The sequence below is a fragment of the Streptomyces sp. NPDC046859 genome (genome assembly GCF_040645135.1).
GTDB lineage: Bacteria > Actinomycetota > Actinomycetes > Streptomycetales > Streptomycetaceae > Streptomyces.
In genome coordinates this window covers 69,289-83,687 of the sequence record NZ_JBEYXR010000022.1, presented here as the reverse complement: position 1 = coordinate 83,687, position 14,399 = coordinate 69,289, and the positions used below count along the sequence as shown (strand labels likewise).

Here is a 14,399-nt window from a genome sequence, read left to right as displayed (position 1 = left end):
AGGCCATCGGCCAGCCACGGTGCGGGCGGCGGTGGTGTGGGTGATCGGCGGCACTCGCTTGTGAAGGATCACCTCAATCACCTCAGTGAGGCAGGGCTGACGGGGAGCTGTCTGTGCCCGTGTGCTGGATTACCAGGAGTGCCACGTCGTCGTCGTGTTCCTGCGTGACGCCTGCCGAGCGGACCAGCCGGTCGCAGATCTCCTGGGGGGTGCCGGTCGCGCTCTCCAGGGCCCGTGTCAGGGATGCGATGTTCTCGTCCAGATCCTTGTCCCGGCGTTCGATCAGGCCGTTGGTGTAGAGGACCGCTGTGGAGCCGGGACCCAGGGCGATGGAGCCGGACGTGTGCGTCCAGCCGCCTGTGCCGAGGGGCGGGCCAGCGGGTTCGTCGGCGCGCTGGACCGTACCGCTCCCATCACGGACAAGGATGGGCAGGTGGCCGGCCGAGGCGTACACCAAGCGGTCCTCGGTGGGGTCGTGGACGGCGTAGACGCAGGTGGCGATCTGGTTGGCGTCGATCTCCGTGACCAGGGCGTCCAGGAGTTGCAGCACCCGGTGGGCGGGCAGTCCCAGGCGGGCGTATGCGCGGACCGCCGTACGGAGCTGGCCCATGACCGCGGCCGCCTGGACGCCTCTGCCCATGACGTCGCCGATGACCAGGGCCGTGTGGCCGCCGCCGAGGGTGATCACGTCGTACCAGTCGCCGCCGACGGCGGCCGCGGTTTTGCCGGGGTGGTAGGCGGCGGCGATGCTCAGGCCGACGGGCTGCTCCAACTCCTGCGGGAGCAGGGAGCGCTGGAGGGTGACGGCGGTTTCGCGCTGGCGGCGTTCGCTGGCGCGCAGGCGTTCGGCGGCTTCGGTGTGTTCGGTGACGTCGGTCGCGAAGACCATCACCCCGTCGCCGCCTTCGGCCACCGTGCACGTGAAGGTGTACGACCGGCCGTCGACTGCTCTGCGGGACGTGAGCGTACGGGGCGTGCCGCTGCGCAGGACCTGGTCGAGGAGGGGGAGCAGGCCGAGTCCGTCCAGCTCGGGGAGCGCCTCACGGGCCGGTTCGCCCAGGGAACGTACGCCGAAGGCCCTCACGTAGGCGTCATTGACGTAGGTGAGACGGTGCTCCGGGCCGTGGAGGAGGGCGACGAGAGCCGGCACACCGTCGAGGACGGAGGCAATGGACGATGTCCCCCGTCCTGTTGGGGGAGGGTCCTGTTCCAGTCGCTGTTTGAGGGCTGCCAGGGACTGTTCGACATCCACGACCGGTCCGAGTGCGTGATGGACGGCGTCCTCGGTGCGACGGACCGTGTCGCGCAGGCGTGCATCGTCGTCAGCGTCTGTGCGCCCGCTGCGTAGACGGGCCAGACGGTGCCGGATCGTGGTGTGCTCCGAGCTGTCACTCATCACGCCCCGCCTTCCCACTGGTCGTCAAAGATCCCCAGGGAGTTGAGCTCAGCCCACAGGTGTCCCAGCGTCTTGCGGGCTCTGCTCAGGTGAACGCGTACCGTTGCCGCCTCGACCCCCATCGCTGCCCCCGCCTGCTTGGCATCGAGATCCGCCAGGCAGCACAGCGCGACAGCTGCACGCTGCTGCTCACTTAATCGAGCGATCGCCCCACACACCCGACGATACGCGTCCTTGAGATCCAGGTGCGCTGCCAGCTCCGGTGCGGTGGAAGAGAAGTCGCGGCCTTCCAGGGGAAGGGTGCTCGGCAGGCGACGCAGGGCTGCGAGGCATTCACGCACCACGACCGTGGACAGCCACGCATGCCAGTTCTCAACCGACGGGCCATGAGCATCGTTCATGCGGCGCCAGCACCGGATGAAGGCTTCCTGCACCGCGTCCTGCGCCACGGTGGAGTTTCCCCCGCACACCACAATGCCCTTCGCGAGCATCCTCTGGTACGACGCCCGGTACAGCCGGTCGAAGGCGGGCCCGACGTGGTCACTCGACATGCCCCGCGCTACTCACCCTCTGTACTTGGCTGTCTACCGGGCCTTCAGTCTGCTGCTCTGCGGGCACCCGTAGGGTCCACGACAGCCCGTCCTGGTCGGCGGCGTGAGCGAATCCCCCCTGCTGGTCCAGGTGTTGGAGTACCGCGGTGATGGTCTTGCGTCTGCCCCGCTCCCGGATCCGGTAGGCATACGCCCGCACCACAGCGGCCGCGCTGAAGCAGACCGCTGCAGAAGTCCAAGCCCACACAGTGTGCACCGTCTGCTCGTCCTCCTCCATCAAATGCCAGGAACGCCCCGGCTACTCATGAGAGGGGACGGACTCCGAGAACGCTTACAAGGGCATCTCAAGGGCCGTGGAGAGCGACCGGGGTATCCCGGCGCGGGGCGGTCCTTGGTACCGCGATCTCCGGATACGGCAACGGCCGTTTTCCCAGGACGGCTTCCTCGGCCCCTCGCCCCGCCCTAGGCTCGTGGTGCGGGTTTTCGCGGGGGACTTTGGCGTCCGTTGACCGGGGGCGACGTGGATGTGCCGACACTGATCTTGCTGGGTGCGGTGGGGGGTGTGCTGCGCGGAGTCGTCGATAGCTACATCCAGTTCATGAACTGGCGTTCGGCTCGCGGCGTCCATCAGCGCGCACAGCCCTCTGAGCATGTGAGACCCCGCCTCACGCAGTACTTCGACCCGGCCGTCGACCTCGCCGCAGCCGGCGTGCACAGCGTGATGGGCGCGGGGATGGCGGTTCTGTTCGGCGCCACGGGCCAGATCAGCGGGCCGTACGCGGCGATCGTCGTCGGGGCCTCCGCCCCGGTCCTGCTGACCCAGCTGGCCCGCATCCAGTCGGTGAGCGAGGCGCTTGGGGGAGGGCAGGCGGGTGCGGGTCCGGCCGACCTGCCGGCCGCAGGGGGAGCCGGCCCCGGCGAGCCCGTGGCGGCCATGGGCACCGTGGAGGCCGCGGGGACCGTGGAGGTCGCGGGGACCGCCTGCGTCGATCCCGCTCAGCGTCCCGTCCCGTCCGTGGTGCAGCCAGAGCTCCCCGAACAGGTGGCCACCGCTTCCACGACCCCCGCGCTCCAGCCCGATGCCGAAGCGGGCCCCGCGCGGGGGACGTCGTCGCACCTGCGGCACGCCGCCTTCCAGCAGGACACGGACACGCCCCGGCCACAGCCGAACGGGCACCCCACCGGCCCCGGGCACGCACACGACGGGCGTGATTCCTCGCCCCTGAGAAATGAACGGGCCGTCGGTGAGGAGGGGAGACCATGAGCACACGTCCCTCCCTGAACCGCCGTATCATCGCCGCGGTGTTCGGCGTGGAACGCCCCGGCCGCGGATCGCGCGCCGCCACCGCACGACGCGACCTGCCCTACGGTCGCCGCCTGCTGGCCGCCGTGCTCGGCGTGCGGGCAGGAGCACGGCAGATCCCGGCCCACTCCGAGCCCCGGGCACGGGGCCAGGAGGCGGGCGAGAACCCGGCCGAGACACTCCAGCCGCCGACGACCCAGACCCCTCATCTCCGCGCGAAGTCCGTGGCGCCGGACCCCACTCCTCAGCCACGCCCGGACGATGAGGAGTCGCGGGACAACCCCGGCCCCCAGGAGCCACCGTCTCTCCCGCCCCTGCGTGCGCCACGAAGGCCCCACGCAGGGGCGGAGGTACGCAGCTTTCCGCAATGGCTGCTGGGCGAGGACCGCCAGGAATACGAACGGCTCCTCGACGAGGCAGTGCGCTCCGCACCACACCGCCCGGAGCTGGCCGCCGCCGGCCGACGGCTCAACACCGAGCAGCTGCGCGCCATGGCACTGAACGCCACCGATCTCATCACCTCGGCCGCAGCGACGGAGTACCAGCACTACGTCGCTGTCCGCGAGGAAATGCGCGCCCCTGCGGCGCGCACCCGCCAGTCCGACGCCCCCACAACGGTGGGGCTCGCCACGGCCGTGCGAGGGATGCAAGAGCCACCAGACGCAGACGCGGACGCAGGCGCAGGCGCCGCCGCCGTAGCGGCGGCCCTCACGCCCGTACTGGCAGGCACCGCGGCGACGATCTTCCTCGGCGTGGGCTACCTCCTCGAACTGGTGGGCCGTGCCTCCTCCTTCAGCAACGGCCTCATCACCACGGGATGGATCTTCGGCGCCGTGACCGCGGCGGGCATCCTGGTCGCTGCCGCAGGGCTCCTGCTCAGTGCCCTGCGCAACGGGCGGGCGACCGAGACCGGGGCACACGGCGACTTGGGCCCTGAAGTGGAACAGGCCAGGGATGCTTGGCGCGCAGCGCTGCTGGAACGCGGCATCCTCCCCTTCCTGCGCGACGCGCTCACCCACCACGGCACGACCTCGGCACCGCACCGAGCCGCCTCCCCACACGGTGGCATCCCGCAGCTCGGCTACGGCCGCCCGGGCTTCGGCAGCCCGCAGGACGAACCCACCGCAGGACCCCGCCCGAGTTTCACCAGCCCCGACTTCACCAGCCCTGACTTCACCAGCCCTGACTTCACCAGTCCCGACTTCGGAGGTCCTGAGCAGGACCCGGAGTAGCTACGTCGCGTGCCCCGGAACTCTCTTGCAGCCGCTGAGCGCCCGGGTGCGGGTCACAACCGCCCAAGGCAGCAGCGACCAAGGAGAGTTGTGGCCTCACCGGCGCGCCGTTCGATTCCGCGCTGTGGTGGGGCTGCGGGGTACCAGGGCCTTCGCCGGTCCCAGGACCCGGCTGTCCCACCACTCCCGGCGCGCATCCGTTCCGTCGCACAGACCGCCCACGCCGCACAGCGGTGGGCCTGTGGCACTGCGGTCCCTCGCGCGGGGAGCAGCAGGTGCGCTCGGTTCCGCGAAGGCAGCGAGCGGACCGGGGGGCCGGCCGCCCCACGGTGGTGCGGGCGGCCTTGCCGATGGCTCGCAGGCGTCCGGCACCGCGAGGGGTGTCCGGCCGAGTGCAGGGGAGAAGCAGGCCGGTGCCCGGGCCCGTCGCCTCGTAGGCGTGCCGGGTGCTGAAGACCCAAGTACTGGATCCGCAGTTGCGCCGCCGTGCTGCCGTGGTCAGCCGATGGCGAAGGTGGTGGTGGGCAGGCGGGCCAGCTGGTGATACGCGGTTTTGCAGTAACCCGTTTGTCTCTTCCATGTTCCGTCGAGGGTCTTGGGCCTGCAATGCGAAGTCCCTCAGCCTTCACCACGCGGACCGCTGTCGGTGATGATGGTCGGCCGATCACTCGGGCCTGCTGGCGGGACGTGGGTTTCGCGGGGTGTCGGCGTGGGAGACCTGGTCGGCAAGATTGCGCAACGCTTCGTGAGACGGGGAGTTTGCTTCGGCTGTGCTTACGAACAACCATTGGTCCCGGTCACCGGGAAATACAAGGCTTTCGTAAGCAAGGGTTACTTCCCCGAGCAGCGGGTGCTGGTAGTGTCGAGTGCCGTGCGCGAATTCTTCGACATCCTGCGCGGCCCACCAGTGTCGAAAGTCTGCGTCCGAAGCCGAGAGAAAGTCGATTAGCCCGGTGAGTTCTGGGTCGTTTGGATGCCTGCCCGCATACAAGTGCAAACCGGTGACGATCATGCGGGCGGCCAGGTTCCAGTCGATAAACAACTCGCGTGCTGCGGGGTCGAGGAAAACGAACCGTGCGAAATTACGTTCGCGGGCCGGAATCGCTTCGAAGTCTATGAATATCGCGCGGGCCATCCGGTTAACGGCAAGGACGTTCATGCAGCCGTCCAGGATCATCGCAGGGGCGTCCTGGAGAGCCTCGAGCAGGGCGTACGCCCCCGGGCGCACTCTCCTGGAGACGGCGGGCTGGCTCACTGCGGCTGTGGACTGCGGCTTGGCCAGGTTGAAGAGATGGGCGCGCTCGGCGTCGTCCAGGCGCAGAGCCCGGGCTACGGCATCCAGGACGGCTTGCGAGGCGTTGGCCACCCGTCCGCGTTCCAGTCGGATGTAATAGTCCGCGCTCAATCCGGCCGAGAGTGCGACTTCCTCGCGGCGGAGTCCGGGTACGCGGCGACCGGGCCCCGGCCTGACTCCCGCCTCCTCGGGGGCGACCCGGGCGCGTCGCGAGCGCAGGAAATCGCTCAGTTCTTTGTTATCGCCTGCTCTGGACGGCACCTTGCCCATACTTTGAGGCTAACCTCGACATGCCATCCGGGCAAGACGCGAGATGGAAATACGCCCCCCGTGAGCGAAAACACCGCTCACCCTTCAAAGAAGAGACCAACGCCAAGAAATGTGAATTCTAGCCCTGCCCTGCATCTTCCCATTACCCAGAGAAATTAGGGACAGTCATCTGTGGCCGGGCATACCGCCACCCCCGCAGCCGCCACTCCAAGCTGATCGCTCCGGCTACCGCAGTCGAGACGGGGCCGAATCCAAGGCCCAAAAGTCCTGACGTCGCAACGGGTGCCGGCGCACAGCGTGGCGACGCAGGAAAGGGGGTCTGCCAGTACCCGGACCAGGAAGCCTCGGCCGAGGGAGGCCCCGTTGACCACCCTTTTGTGCCATTTCACCTGGTTGTCTGGAGGCATACGAGGATCGGCTCCCCCCTGATGGGACAAACCTGTGATGACGAAGCCTGACCAGACCGCACTCGTTGAGCGGCCGGCCCCCCACGAGATAGATGCGCGTCTGGCGCCCCACGAGATATCCGACGCCGCAGTAGCGGTGATCGACCAGCAGGGGTCGGTGGTCGGCTGGACGCAGGCCGCTCAGCGGCTTGTCGGGTACGGCGCTGAAGAGGTCCTTGGCCGGCCCGCAGCGTTCGTACTGCCGTCTTTCGAAATGGTGGGATCACCGGCATTCGCGGAGCAGTGCCGTGCTCGGGGCGGCTGGTCCGGCACCACAGCGGTTCGTCACCGCGACGGCCGCACCCACAACATAAGCCTGCGCATGTCCCTGCTCCGGGGAGACAACGCAAGCCTTCGGTGGCTTGTCTCCATGACCGACCTCGACACCCTCCCCTCCGGCACCGCAAGCGGATCGATGCGTCAGTCGCTTCTCATCGGCGCACCGATCGGCACGCTCGTTCATGATCCACAGCTACGCTGCACCTGGGTGAACGACGTCATGGAACTCCACGATGGCATTCCCCACGATCGGCGCCTCGGACGCCGGCCCACCGATTCGATGCCGGGCTTCGAGGCCGAGGCGCTCGAGGCAGTCATGCTGCAGGTGCTGGAGAGCGGCACCACCAGGGTCTACGAATACCGGGCACGGTCGGCGGCAGGCCCGCGCCACGAACACATATTCTCCGCGTCGTTCTTCTGCCTCCAAGACGAGGAAGGTCGGCCGCGGGGCGTCTGTTCCATGATCGTGGATGTCACCGACAGCCAGGGCGTATGCGAACGCCGTGCCGTCCTCAGCGAAGCCAGTACCCACATCGGCACCACCCTGGACATCGTGCAGACCGGGCAGGAACTGGCCGACGTCGCCGTCCCCCTGCTGGCCGACTACGCAATCGTCGACCTGGCAGACCTGGTTCACTGCGGCGAGGAGCCCGCCTCCCCGATCGACACCGTGAACGGCCGCCCCCGCACTTTCTGCCGCGCAGGTCTGGCCTCGGTCCGCCCCGGCGTCCCCGAGTCACCCTGGGAACGAGGCGAACCGGTCCCAGTCTCACCGGCGTCGCCGTTCGCCGAGGTCCTGCACACAGGGCGGTCTCACCTCGAACCGGTGCTGGACACCTCTCCCGGGACGTGGATCGACCACGATCCGCGCCGCGCGAAGAAGATTCGTGACAACGGGATGCATTCCCTCATGATCGTGCCCATACGCGTGAGGCGCACCGTGCTCGGCATGGCGTTGTTCGCGCGCACCGAGAACCCTGAGCCGTTCCACGAGGATGATCTACTCCTGGCCGAGGAACTGGTCAGCCGGGCCGCGCTGTCGCTGGACAATGCCCGCCAGTACGCTCGCGAACGCACTGCCGCACTGGCGCTCCAGCGCAACCTGCTGCCCCACCGCTTGAGGGGCGGTGCAGCGGTGGAGGCGGCGTCACGCTACCTGCCCGCCGACACCGATGCCGGCGTCGGTGGCGACTGGTTCGACGTGATCCCGCTGTCCGGCGCACGCGTGGCCCTGGTCGTCGGCGACGTGGTGGGACACGGCATCAACGCCGCCGCAACCATGGGCAGACTCCGCACCGCCGTACGCACGCTCGCGGACATGGAGCTGCCCCCCGACGAACTGCTGGCCCACCTCGACGACACCGTCCGGCGGCTGGCTGAGGAAGACGCCGACGCCTCAGAACAGAGCCCCGCGGCTGTCGGCGCCAGCTGTCTGTACGCCGTCTACGATCCGGTATCCCAAAAATGCACCATGGCACGAGCCGGGCACCTTCCCCCCGCGATCATGGATCCGCAAGGTCAGGTCACCTTCCCCGACCTGCCCACCGGGGCACCCCTCGGCCTCGGCCTCGGGCTGGTCCCCTTCGGCGCCGTGGAAGTGGAACTGCCGGAGGGAAGCGTCCTCGCCTTCTACACCGACGGTCTGGTCGAGTCCCGCTACGACGACATCGACGTCGGCATCGAGCGCCTGGGCTGCGCTCTGACACAGACCGACCAGTCCGTGGAAGACCTGTGCTCCTCGGTGATGGAAGCGTTGCCGTCGCAGACACCATCCGACGACGCCACCTTGCTACTCATCCGGACCCGCACAGTCGATGCCGCCCAGACCGCCTCCTGGGACCTCCCGAGCGAGCCGAACATCGTCCGCACCGCTCGGCACGCCGCCGCACGCCAGCTCACCGAATGGGGGCTTGAGCATCTCGTGAGCAACACGGAACTGATTGTCAGCGAATTGGTCACCAACGCCATCCGACACGGCGCCGGCCCGATCCGTCTACGGCTCATCCAGCACCAAACTCTGACCTGTGAGGTTTTCGACGGCGGGAGCTGTTACCCGCGCCTGCGCCAGGCCCGCATCGTCGACGAGAACGGCCGCGGCCTCTTCATGATCGCCCAGTTGTCCAGCAGGTGGGGCTTCCGGTCCGCTGTAGGCGGCAAACTCGTCTGGGTCGAACAAGACCTCAACCCCGCACGCCCTCGCGCTCATGACCCGTACCTGTCGGCGGCCGCCGAATAGCACCATGATCATGTGGCCCAGCAAGCTCACCGACTCCCAGCCCCTCACCCACATCGCGGCTGAGGCGGGGCGCCGGACACAGAGTGCGGCCAGCGCGCGATGCGAGGACCATCACCAACCCCGGGCTAGGCCCCTGACCAGAGCGGGCGCCACCCCACGGCCGGCGCCCAGCACCCGATGCCCACGACCGCCGACTACTGACCGTGCCCAAGATTGCACCTCACCCGGTGGCCCTGCACCCCCAGACGAGGAGCGCTGTCATATGCGCCTGATGACCACAACAGCAACGTCGTCGAGATGGTCCACCGCCACCGCGGCATCGAGCACCCGGTCCGCGATCGCTTCGGCGTTCAGCCCGTCGCGGAGGGCCAGGGCAGCCAGTGCTCCGGCGCGCTTCAAGCCCGCGTCCAACGTCAAACCCGGCCCTTCCACCACACCGTCGGTGACCATGACCAGCGCCGCGCCCCGCTCCAACGTGAAGGTCTCCTCCAGATAGTCGGTCCCTGACAGGACTCCCAGCACCGGCCCGCCCGGCAGCTCGCGGATGCTGTTGCTGCCGTCCTCGTGTGCGCACAGCATCGGCACATGACCGGCACTCGCGCCGATGACCTGTCCTTCGCAAGGACCGATATGCAGCATGGTGCAACTGGCAAAACGCGCCGCATCCATCGCGACAAGCAGTTCATTGACGCGTGTGAGCACGGTTGCCGGCTCCGGGTCGTGCGAAGCGATCGCGCGGATGGAAGTGCGCACCTGTCCCATGAAAGCGGCGGCGTCCACGTCATGCCCCTGACTGTCGCCGATCTCCAAGGCCACCGCACCGTCAGGCATCACGAACGCGTCGTACCAGTCACCACCGATATCAAGGCCATCTCGACTGGGACGGTAGCGGGCAGCGACCTCCAACCCCGGGAGATGTTCCGGCAACGCGGGCAGCATGCTCTGCTGAAGCGCCGCCGCCAGCTCAACACGCGCCTGCTGCAATCGGATACGCCGCAGCGCTTGGCCTGCCAAGTCGGCCAAAGTACTCATCAGGGCACGCTCGTCCGGAGACGCATGATGCTCGCTGTCGTAGGTCACCGCCCAGGCCCCGAGCGGCTGGTCGCCGACAGGGCTGAGGGGGGCGATCGAGATAGCCGTGAACGAGCCGAGCCACGGAACGCCAGCTGTCTGCGGCCATCGTCGTATGAGTTCTTCGTGGCCAGAGATGAATTGAGGCGTGCCGGTTCGGATCGCATAAGTCAGCGCTTGCGGTTCATCCAGCGACAACCCTTCCATGGCATCCATCTGCCGAGCGTCGCCGCTGGCATCGGATGAGGCGTGCAGGAGCCCTGCTTTGTCGTCGAGGAGCGTGAGTACGGCTCCCGTCCCACCGAACGTCGCGGCAGCCCGCGTCAGCACGACCTGCTGCAGCTCCTGCTCAGTAGCGGCGGTGATCAAGGCGGCGGAGAAGTCGGCGATCCCGTCGGCACGCTGCCGCTCCGCCCACAGCTTCGCCTGCTCTTTACGTCGGCCCGCCTCGAGCCGCGTGTCGTCGCGAATCACCCCGAAAACCTGTTCAGGGCCGCCATAACCCAGCTGAACCCGGCGGAGCTGGCACGCCAGAGGATGCCATCGGGCGTTCTCGGTACGGCACCGCAGGCTGACCCAGGGGGTCTGGGCGGCGGTCGAGCGCATGAGCCCTCTCAAAGCCTCCCGGTCATGTGGGTGAACTCGCCGGACAACCCTGGACAAGGACACGGAAGCCTGAGGGAACAACAAAGCCAGAGCAGGCGCACCACCAAGCCATTTCAGCTGGTGCTCGAGAGGCGAGTAGGTCCACAAACCAAGATCCGCTGCCGCGGCTGCCAGCCGGAACGGGATCAGCAGCCCACCCGGGTCGTTTCGTGCATCCACCGAATGCACCCAGACCAGCCGCTCACGAGGATCATTGACTGGCCGGGCCTCGATGAGGCTGACCACAGTCGCTCTGTCCGGCGCGGAAAACTCCAGCACGCGCATCGCCACCGTCTTGGTCGTGGCCCCGTGCGTGAGCAGACTCTCTGCCGAGGCCCGCTGACCTTCAGGCAGCAAGCTCGGAAAACGGTGACCCAGGCACTGCGCTGCCGGCCTGCCCAACGTCGCGGCCATCGGTGCGTTGAGACTGCGGATGGTCCCGTCCAGCGCGAGGAGAGCCGACGGCGTGGCCCATTGAAGGAATTCGTCCCAGGTATCCATCTGCCACTCCTGGCATGGCCGGCCCAAGTGATCCTTCTCATTCGTGGGATTTTCTTTTCTCCACAATGCCTCTTGGCCGGTCGGTCGAGCATGTTGGGGCCGACTTGCTGACCCCTTTCCGGCGTCGATACCAGCCCGAGCACGCCAAGGGCAGTCACTGGGGCGGCCACCTGCAAGTCACCTGCGTCACCGCCGAAGAAAAGTGGATCAGCTCCAGCAGAGTCGACGAAGCCGTCGGAACGCAGCCTGATCAGAACACGGGACAGCAGCCGCCGGGTGCCCGCAGGGCCGCAGCACGCGGCGCAGCCGGCTGGCGGTGGCGATGCGGTCCTGGGCGAGCCCTGCCAGCACCTGGTGGCCCAAGGAACCAGATGAATCGTTCGAGCCGTCGACCTGTTTCAGCCCGCCAGAATCGCGATGCGGCCTCGCTAGCGGTCCAGAATCTCGCTGACCACCACCATGCCCGGCTTCTACCAGCCGTGCACCGTCAGGGCACCGTCTTGGCTGAGGCAGCCGCGCAGACCCGCGGCCGGGTACTCGATGATGTCCTCGGGTAGAGCACGGTCCGCGAACCACCGGAGCGCCAGGCACTTCTCCGGCTCCTTGTTCACGGGGGTCCCCTCCCACTCGGTGGCCAGGAAGAAGAACCCGATACGGTCGCAGCCGTCGTCCTGCTGATGGTGCACGACGTGCAGCAACTCCAAGTGCTCGGGATCGGTCGCGACGCCGGTCTCCTCGAACAGCTCGCGGGCCGCTCCGACGGTGAGGGGCTCGCCCTGGTCCAGCTTGCCCGAGGGCAGGTGCCACCGGCCGTATCCGTAGGGGCCGCCACGCTGGGAGAGCAGGATCTTGCTGCCGTCGCGGAGAAGGACGTGGGTGTCGATGGTGGGCCGTGCCTGCTGTCCGCTCATGATTCCTGGGGGGTCGGGGTGGTCGCTGAAACATCTGACGGTAGTGGGACGGCGGGGAGCGCGTCGGCGATTCGGCGCGCGACCTCCGATGGGGGGACGGCGGTGCTGTCGATGACTAGCACCCGGGCGTCGAGATCTTCGAGGATGTCCGCCGCGCCCCGATATAGCTGGACCTCGCGCGTGGGTGCCTCAAGGTCGGCCTGGAAGCGGTGCGTGATACCGGCCCGGGCGATGCGGGCGGTGATCGTCTCGGGGGAGGCGGTCAGGATGACCGCCAGATCGGGCTTCGGGACGTGATCGTTGAGCAGGAGCAGGAAGTCCATCGGTACACCGTCGAGCCGTTGAAGAACGAGGGACGACGCTAGGTACCGGTCGGAGATGAGCAGGCCGCCGCTGCTGAGCGCGGGGTCGATGGTGCTCTCGACATGTCGGTACCGGGTCGCTGCGACGAGGCAGGCCAGGGCCAGGCCGTGCAGCTGCCCGCCGTAGGAGCGGGTGAAGTCCCCGAGGAAGTCGCCGCAGGGTGGCTCGACCGTCCACTGCGCGGAGACATCGCGCGCTGTGAGCAGGGCTTTCAGCACCGGAAAACCGAAGTGCGGAAGTTCCGAAGTAACAGACTCCGGAACTCCGCGTCCGACGCGCTGGCCGACGGGCAGGCCTCCGATCAGGTCAGAAGGGGACTTCGACGGAGAAGGTCTGGGGCCGCCCGCGCCGGGCGGTGACCTCCGCGGCCCTCTTCTGGACATCGTCGGGGCTCGCCCCGTAGATCTGCGAGAGGGCGTGATCGAGGAACTCGACCCCCTCCAAGACGTCGGGGACGCGGAGGACGTCCTCGTGGCTTCCCACGTTCCCGATCCACTTCACGGCCAGGAGCAGGTCCGCAGCTTTCGCGTGCTGCGGCAGGGCCTTCTTGAAGATCGTGATGCGCCTGTCAAGGTCGAGCCGGACTACCTTGCCCTTGCTGTTGAGCTGCTGACGGATGACACCCCGGTCGTCCATCAGGGCTTCGACCGCCGCCCGGATCCTGTTCGCGGCAGCGCTGGGGTCGAGCCAGAGGATCTTGGCTGCGGCGTCCACTCGTACCCCGACCTCTGGTGGGCAGAGCTCGCGGTTTTCGAGCAGGGGCAACGCCGGGAGGAACAAGGTGGGCGTCCAGTAGGTCTCGTACTGTTCGCCCGGCCGGCTCGAGCCATCCACGCTCATCTCCCCGATGACGCGGACGCGATCACAAGTCTCCTTCCGGCACGTGAGAACGCCATGGAAGCCACCTTGGATCCATTCCGGCTCCCACCCCTCGTGGTTCACCAAGGCTCGGCTGGTGGCCGACTCCTCCGACACGAAGGAGTCAGGGTCCGGGAGCAGAACGCCTCGCGTGCATGTAGGGCACGGGATCGGGGGCCAGTCCTCCATGTGCTCCCCGGAGAGACCTTGAGCGATGACCCGAAGCTCCCGGTTCAAGTTGTTCGTCATGACATCACATATTGCCAGCGGCAACAGCCCCTGGGGGAAGGGGATTTCGGCATCAAAGTCCGGCACTTCCGCAGTAACAGAATCAGGAAGTTCCGAAGCCAAGGCGCAGTCCGCTAGTCCACGCGGGCCACCCGAAATCAGCGGAGTGCGATGGGAACGAAGATCGCGGCCATGGCGGCCAGAGTTGCGATTCCGACGACCAGCGGCTCGCGCGCGTTGGGATGGCGGTACGCCAGATAGGCCACGGCGCCGGGGACGAGGACGAAGGCCAGGCCGAGCAGCAGGGCGACGAGCAGGGCGAGTGTGGGCACAGCGGGGCTTCTCCCATGAATCAGAGCACGCGCGTCTCGCATGCGGGGTGCAGCGTGGAGGCCCTTCACCCTTTGCGTCTCGGGGTGAAGCGCGGACAGCGCCTGGAGTGTGCGGCGGGGGAGCGCTAGCCGCGCAAGCCTTCCGCGGGCATCACAGGGCGATGGGGTCCGAAGACGCGCTGAGCGGCCAGTTCGCTTACCGCGGAGGCACTTCGACCTGTCACGTCGGCGACGCGCCTGCCATCACGGGCGAGGGACGGCGGAGGGAGTCATCGCGAGCCGGCGGGCCTGTCCGGCGGCGATCCGCTTGGCCTTGCGGCGGACCCGTTCGCCGAGGGCGGCCGGGTCGGTCGCGCCGCCGGCGGCGGCCTCGGTCCAGGTGGTGCCCTCGCCCTCGGCGTAGGCGAACACCACGGCACGCTCGGCCGGGTCGAGACGGCGAAGCACCCGATTGAGGCGGTCGTCCTCGAACACCCCGTCCGC

At 68.0% G+C, this 14,399-nt stretch carries 11 protein-coding genes and 1 pseudogene; 3 read left to right on the top strand and 9 right to left on the bottom strand.

What is annotated here, in order from left to right; genetic code table 11:
* Positions 1–121 precede the first annotated feature (121 nt).
* A pseudogene (locus tag ABZ899_RS27655) lies at positions 122–1,162 on the bottom strand (SpoIIE family protein phosphatase); the annotation flags it as partial.
* A 233-nt stretch (positions 1,163–1,395) separates the two neighbouring features.
* Positions 1,396–1,947: a sigma-70 family RNA polymerase sigma factor gene (locus ABZ899_RS27650; RefSeq protein WP_361350999.1), complete on the bottom strand. Its 552-nt coding sequence runs from the start codon at positions 1,945–1,947 to the stop codon at positions 1,396–1,398.
* Between the two features lie 652 nt (positions 1,948–2,599).
* On the opposite strand from ABZ899_RS27650, the gene ABZ899_RS27645 reads away from it, so the two are divergent.
* Positions 2,600–3,211: a hypothetical protein gene (locus tag ABZ899_RS27645; RefSeq protein WP_361350998.1), complete on the top strand. Its 612-nt coding sequence runs from the start codon at positions 2,600–2,602 to the stop codon at positions 3,209–3,211.
* Positions 3,208–4,482, top strand: a complete 1,275-nt coding sequence (locus ABZ899_RS27640) for a hypothetical protein (RefSeq protein ID WP_361350996.1) — start codon at positions 3,208–3,210, stop codon at positions 4,480–4,482. Before ABZ899_RS27645 ends, ABZ899_RS27640 begins: the two co-directional genes overlap by 4 nt.
* Before the next feature lie 664 nt (positions 4,483–5,146).
* Here ABZ899_RS27640 and ABZ899_RS27635 read toward each other — a convergent pair.
* Positions 5,147–6,046: a helix-turn-helix transcriptional regulator gene (locus ABZ899_RS27635; protein WP_361350994.1), complete on the bottom strand. Its 900-nt coding sequence runs from the start codon at positions 6,044–6,046 to the stop codon at positions 5,147–5,149.
* A 444-nt stretch (positions 6,047–6,490) separates the two neighbouring features.
* On the opposite strand from ABZ899_RS27635, the gene ABZ899_RS27630 reads away from it, so the two are divergent.
* Positions 6,491–9,007: a SpoIIE family protein phosphatase gene (locus tag ABZ899_RS27630; RefSeq protein WP_361350992.1), complete on the top strand. Its 2,517-nt coding sequence runs from the start codon at positions 6,491–6,493 to the stop codon at positions 9,005–9,007.
* A gap of 258 nt (positions 9,008–9,265) precedes the next feature.
* Here the strand turns inward: ABZ899_RS27630 and ABZ899_RS27625 are convergent, their stop codons facing one another.
* From ABZ899_RS27625 to ABZ899_RS27600, 6 genes are all read right to left on the bottom strand, one after another.
* Positions 9,266–11,224 (bottom strand): SpoIIE family protein phosphatase, encoded by a 1,959-nt coding sequence (locus tag ABZ899_RS27625; protein WP_361350990.1) that lies wholly within the window; start codon positions 11,222–11,224, stop codon positions 9,266–9,268.
* Positions 11,225–11,694: 470 nt separating this feature from the next.
* Entirely contained in the window at positions 11,695–12,135 is a 441-nt protein-coding gene (locus tag ABZ899_RS27620) for an NUDIX domain-containing protein (protein WP_361350989.1), read from the bottom strand.
* Positions 12,132–12,716 carry a dTMP kinase gene (locus ABZ899_RS27615; protein WP_361350987.1) on the bottom strand — a complete coding sequence of 195 codons (585 nt, stop codon included), beginning with the start codon at positions 12,714–12,716 and terminating at the stop codon, positions 12,132–12,134. The genes ABZ899_RS27620 and ABZ899_RS27615 overlap by 4 nt, the downstream gene beginning before the upstream one ends.
* 88 nt (positions 12,717–12,804) lie before the next feature.
* Positions 12,805–13,605 (bottom strand): DUF4145 domain-containing protein, encoded by an 801-nt coding sequence (locus tag ABZ899_RS27610; RefSeq protein ID WP_361350985.1) that lies wholly within the window; start codon positions 13,603–13,605, stop codon positions 12,805–12,807.
* Positions 13,606–13,742: 137 nt separating this feature from the next.
* Positions 13,743–13,916, bottom strand: coding sequence for a hypothetical protein (locus ABZ899_RS27605; protein ID WP_361350983.1), 174 nt, complete (start codon positions 13,914–13,916; stop codon positions 13,743–13,745).
* A 243-nt stretch (positions 13,917–14,159) separates the two neighbouring features.
* On the bottom strand, positions 14,160–14,390 hold the full coding sequence (locus ABZ899_RS27600; protein ID WP_361350981.1) for a hypothetical protein: 231 nt from the start codon (positions 14,388–14,390) through the stop codon (positions 14,160–14,162).
* Positions 14,391–14,399: the final 9 nt, after the last annotated feature.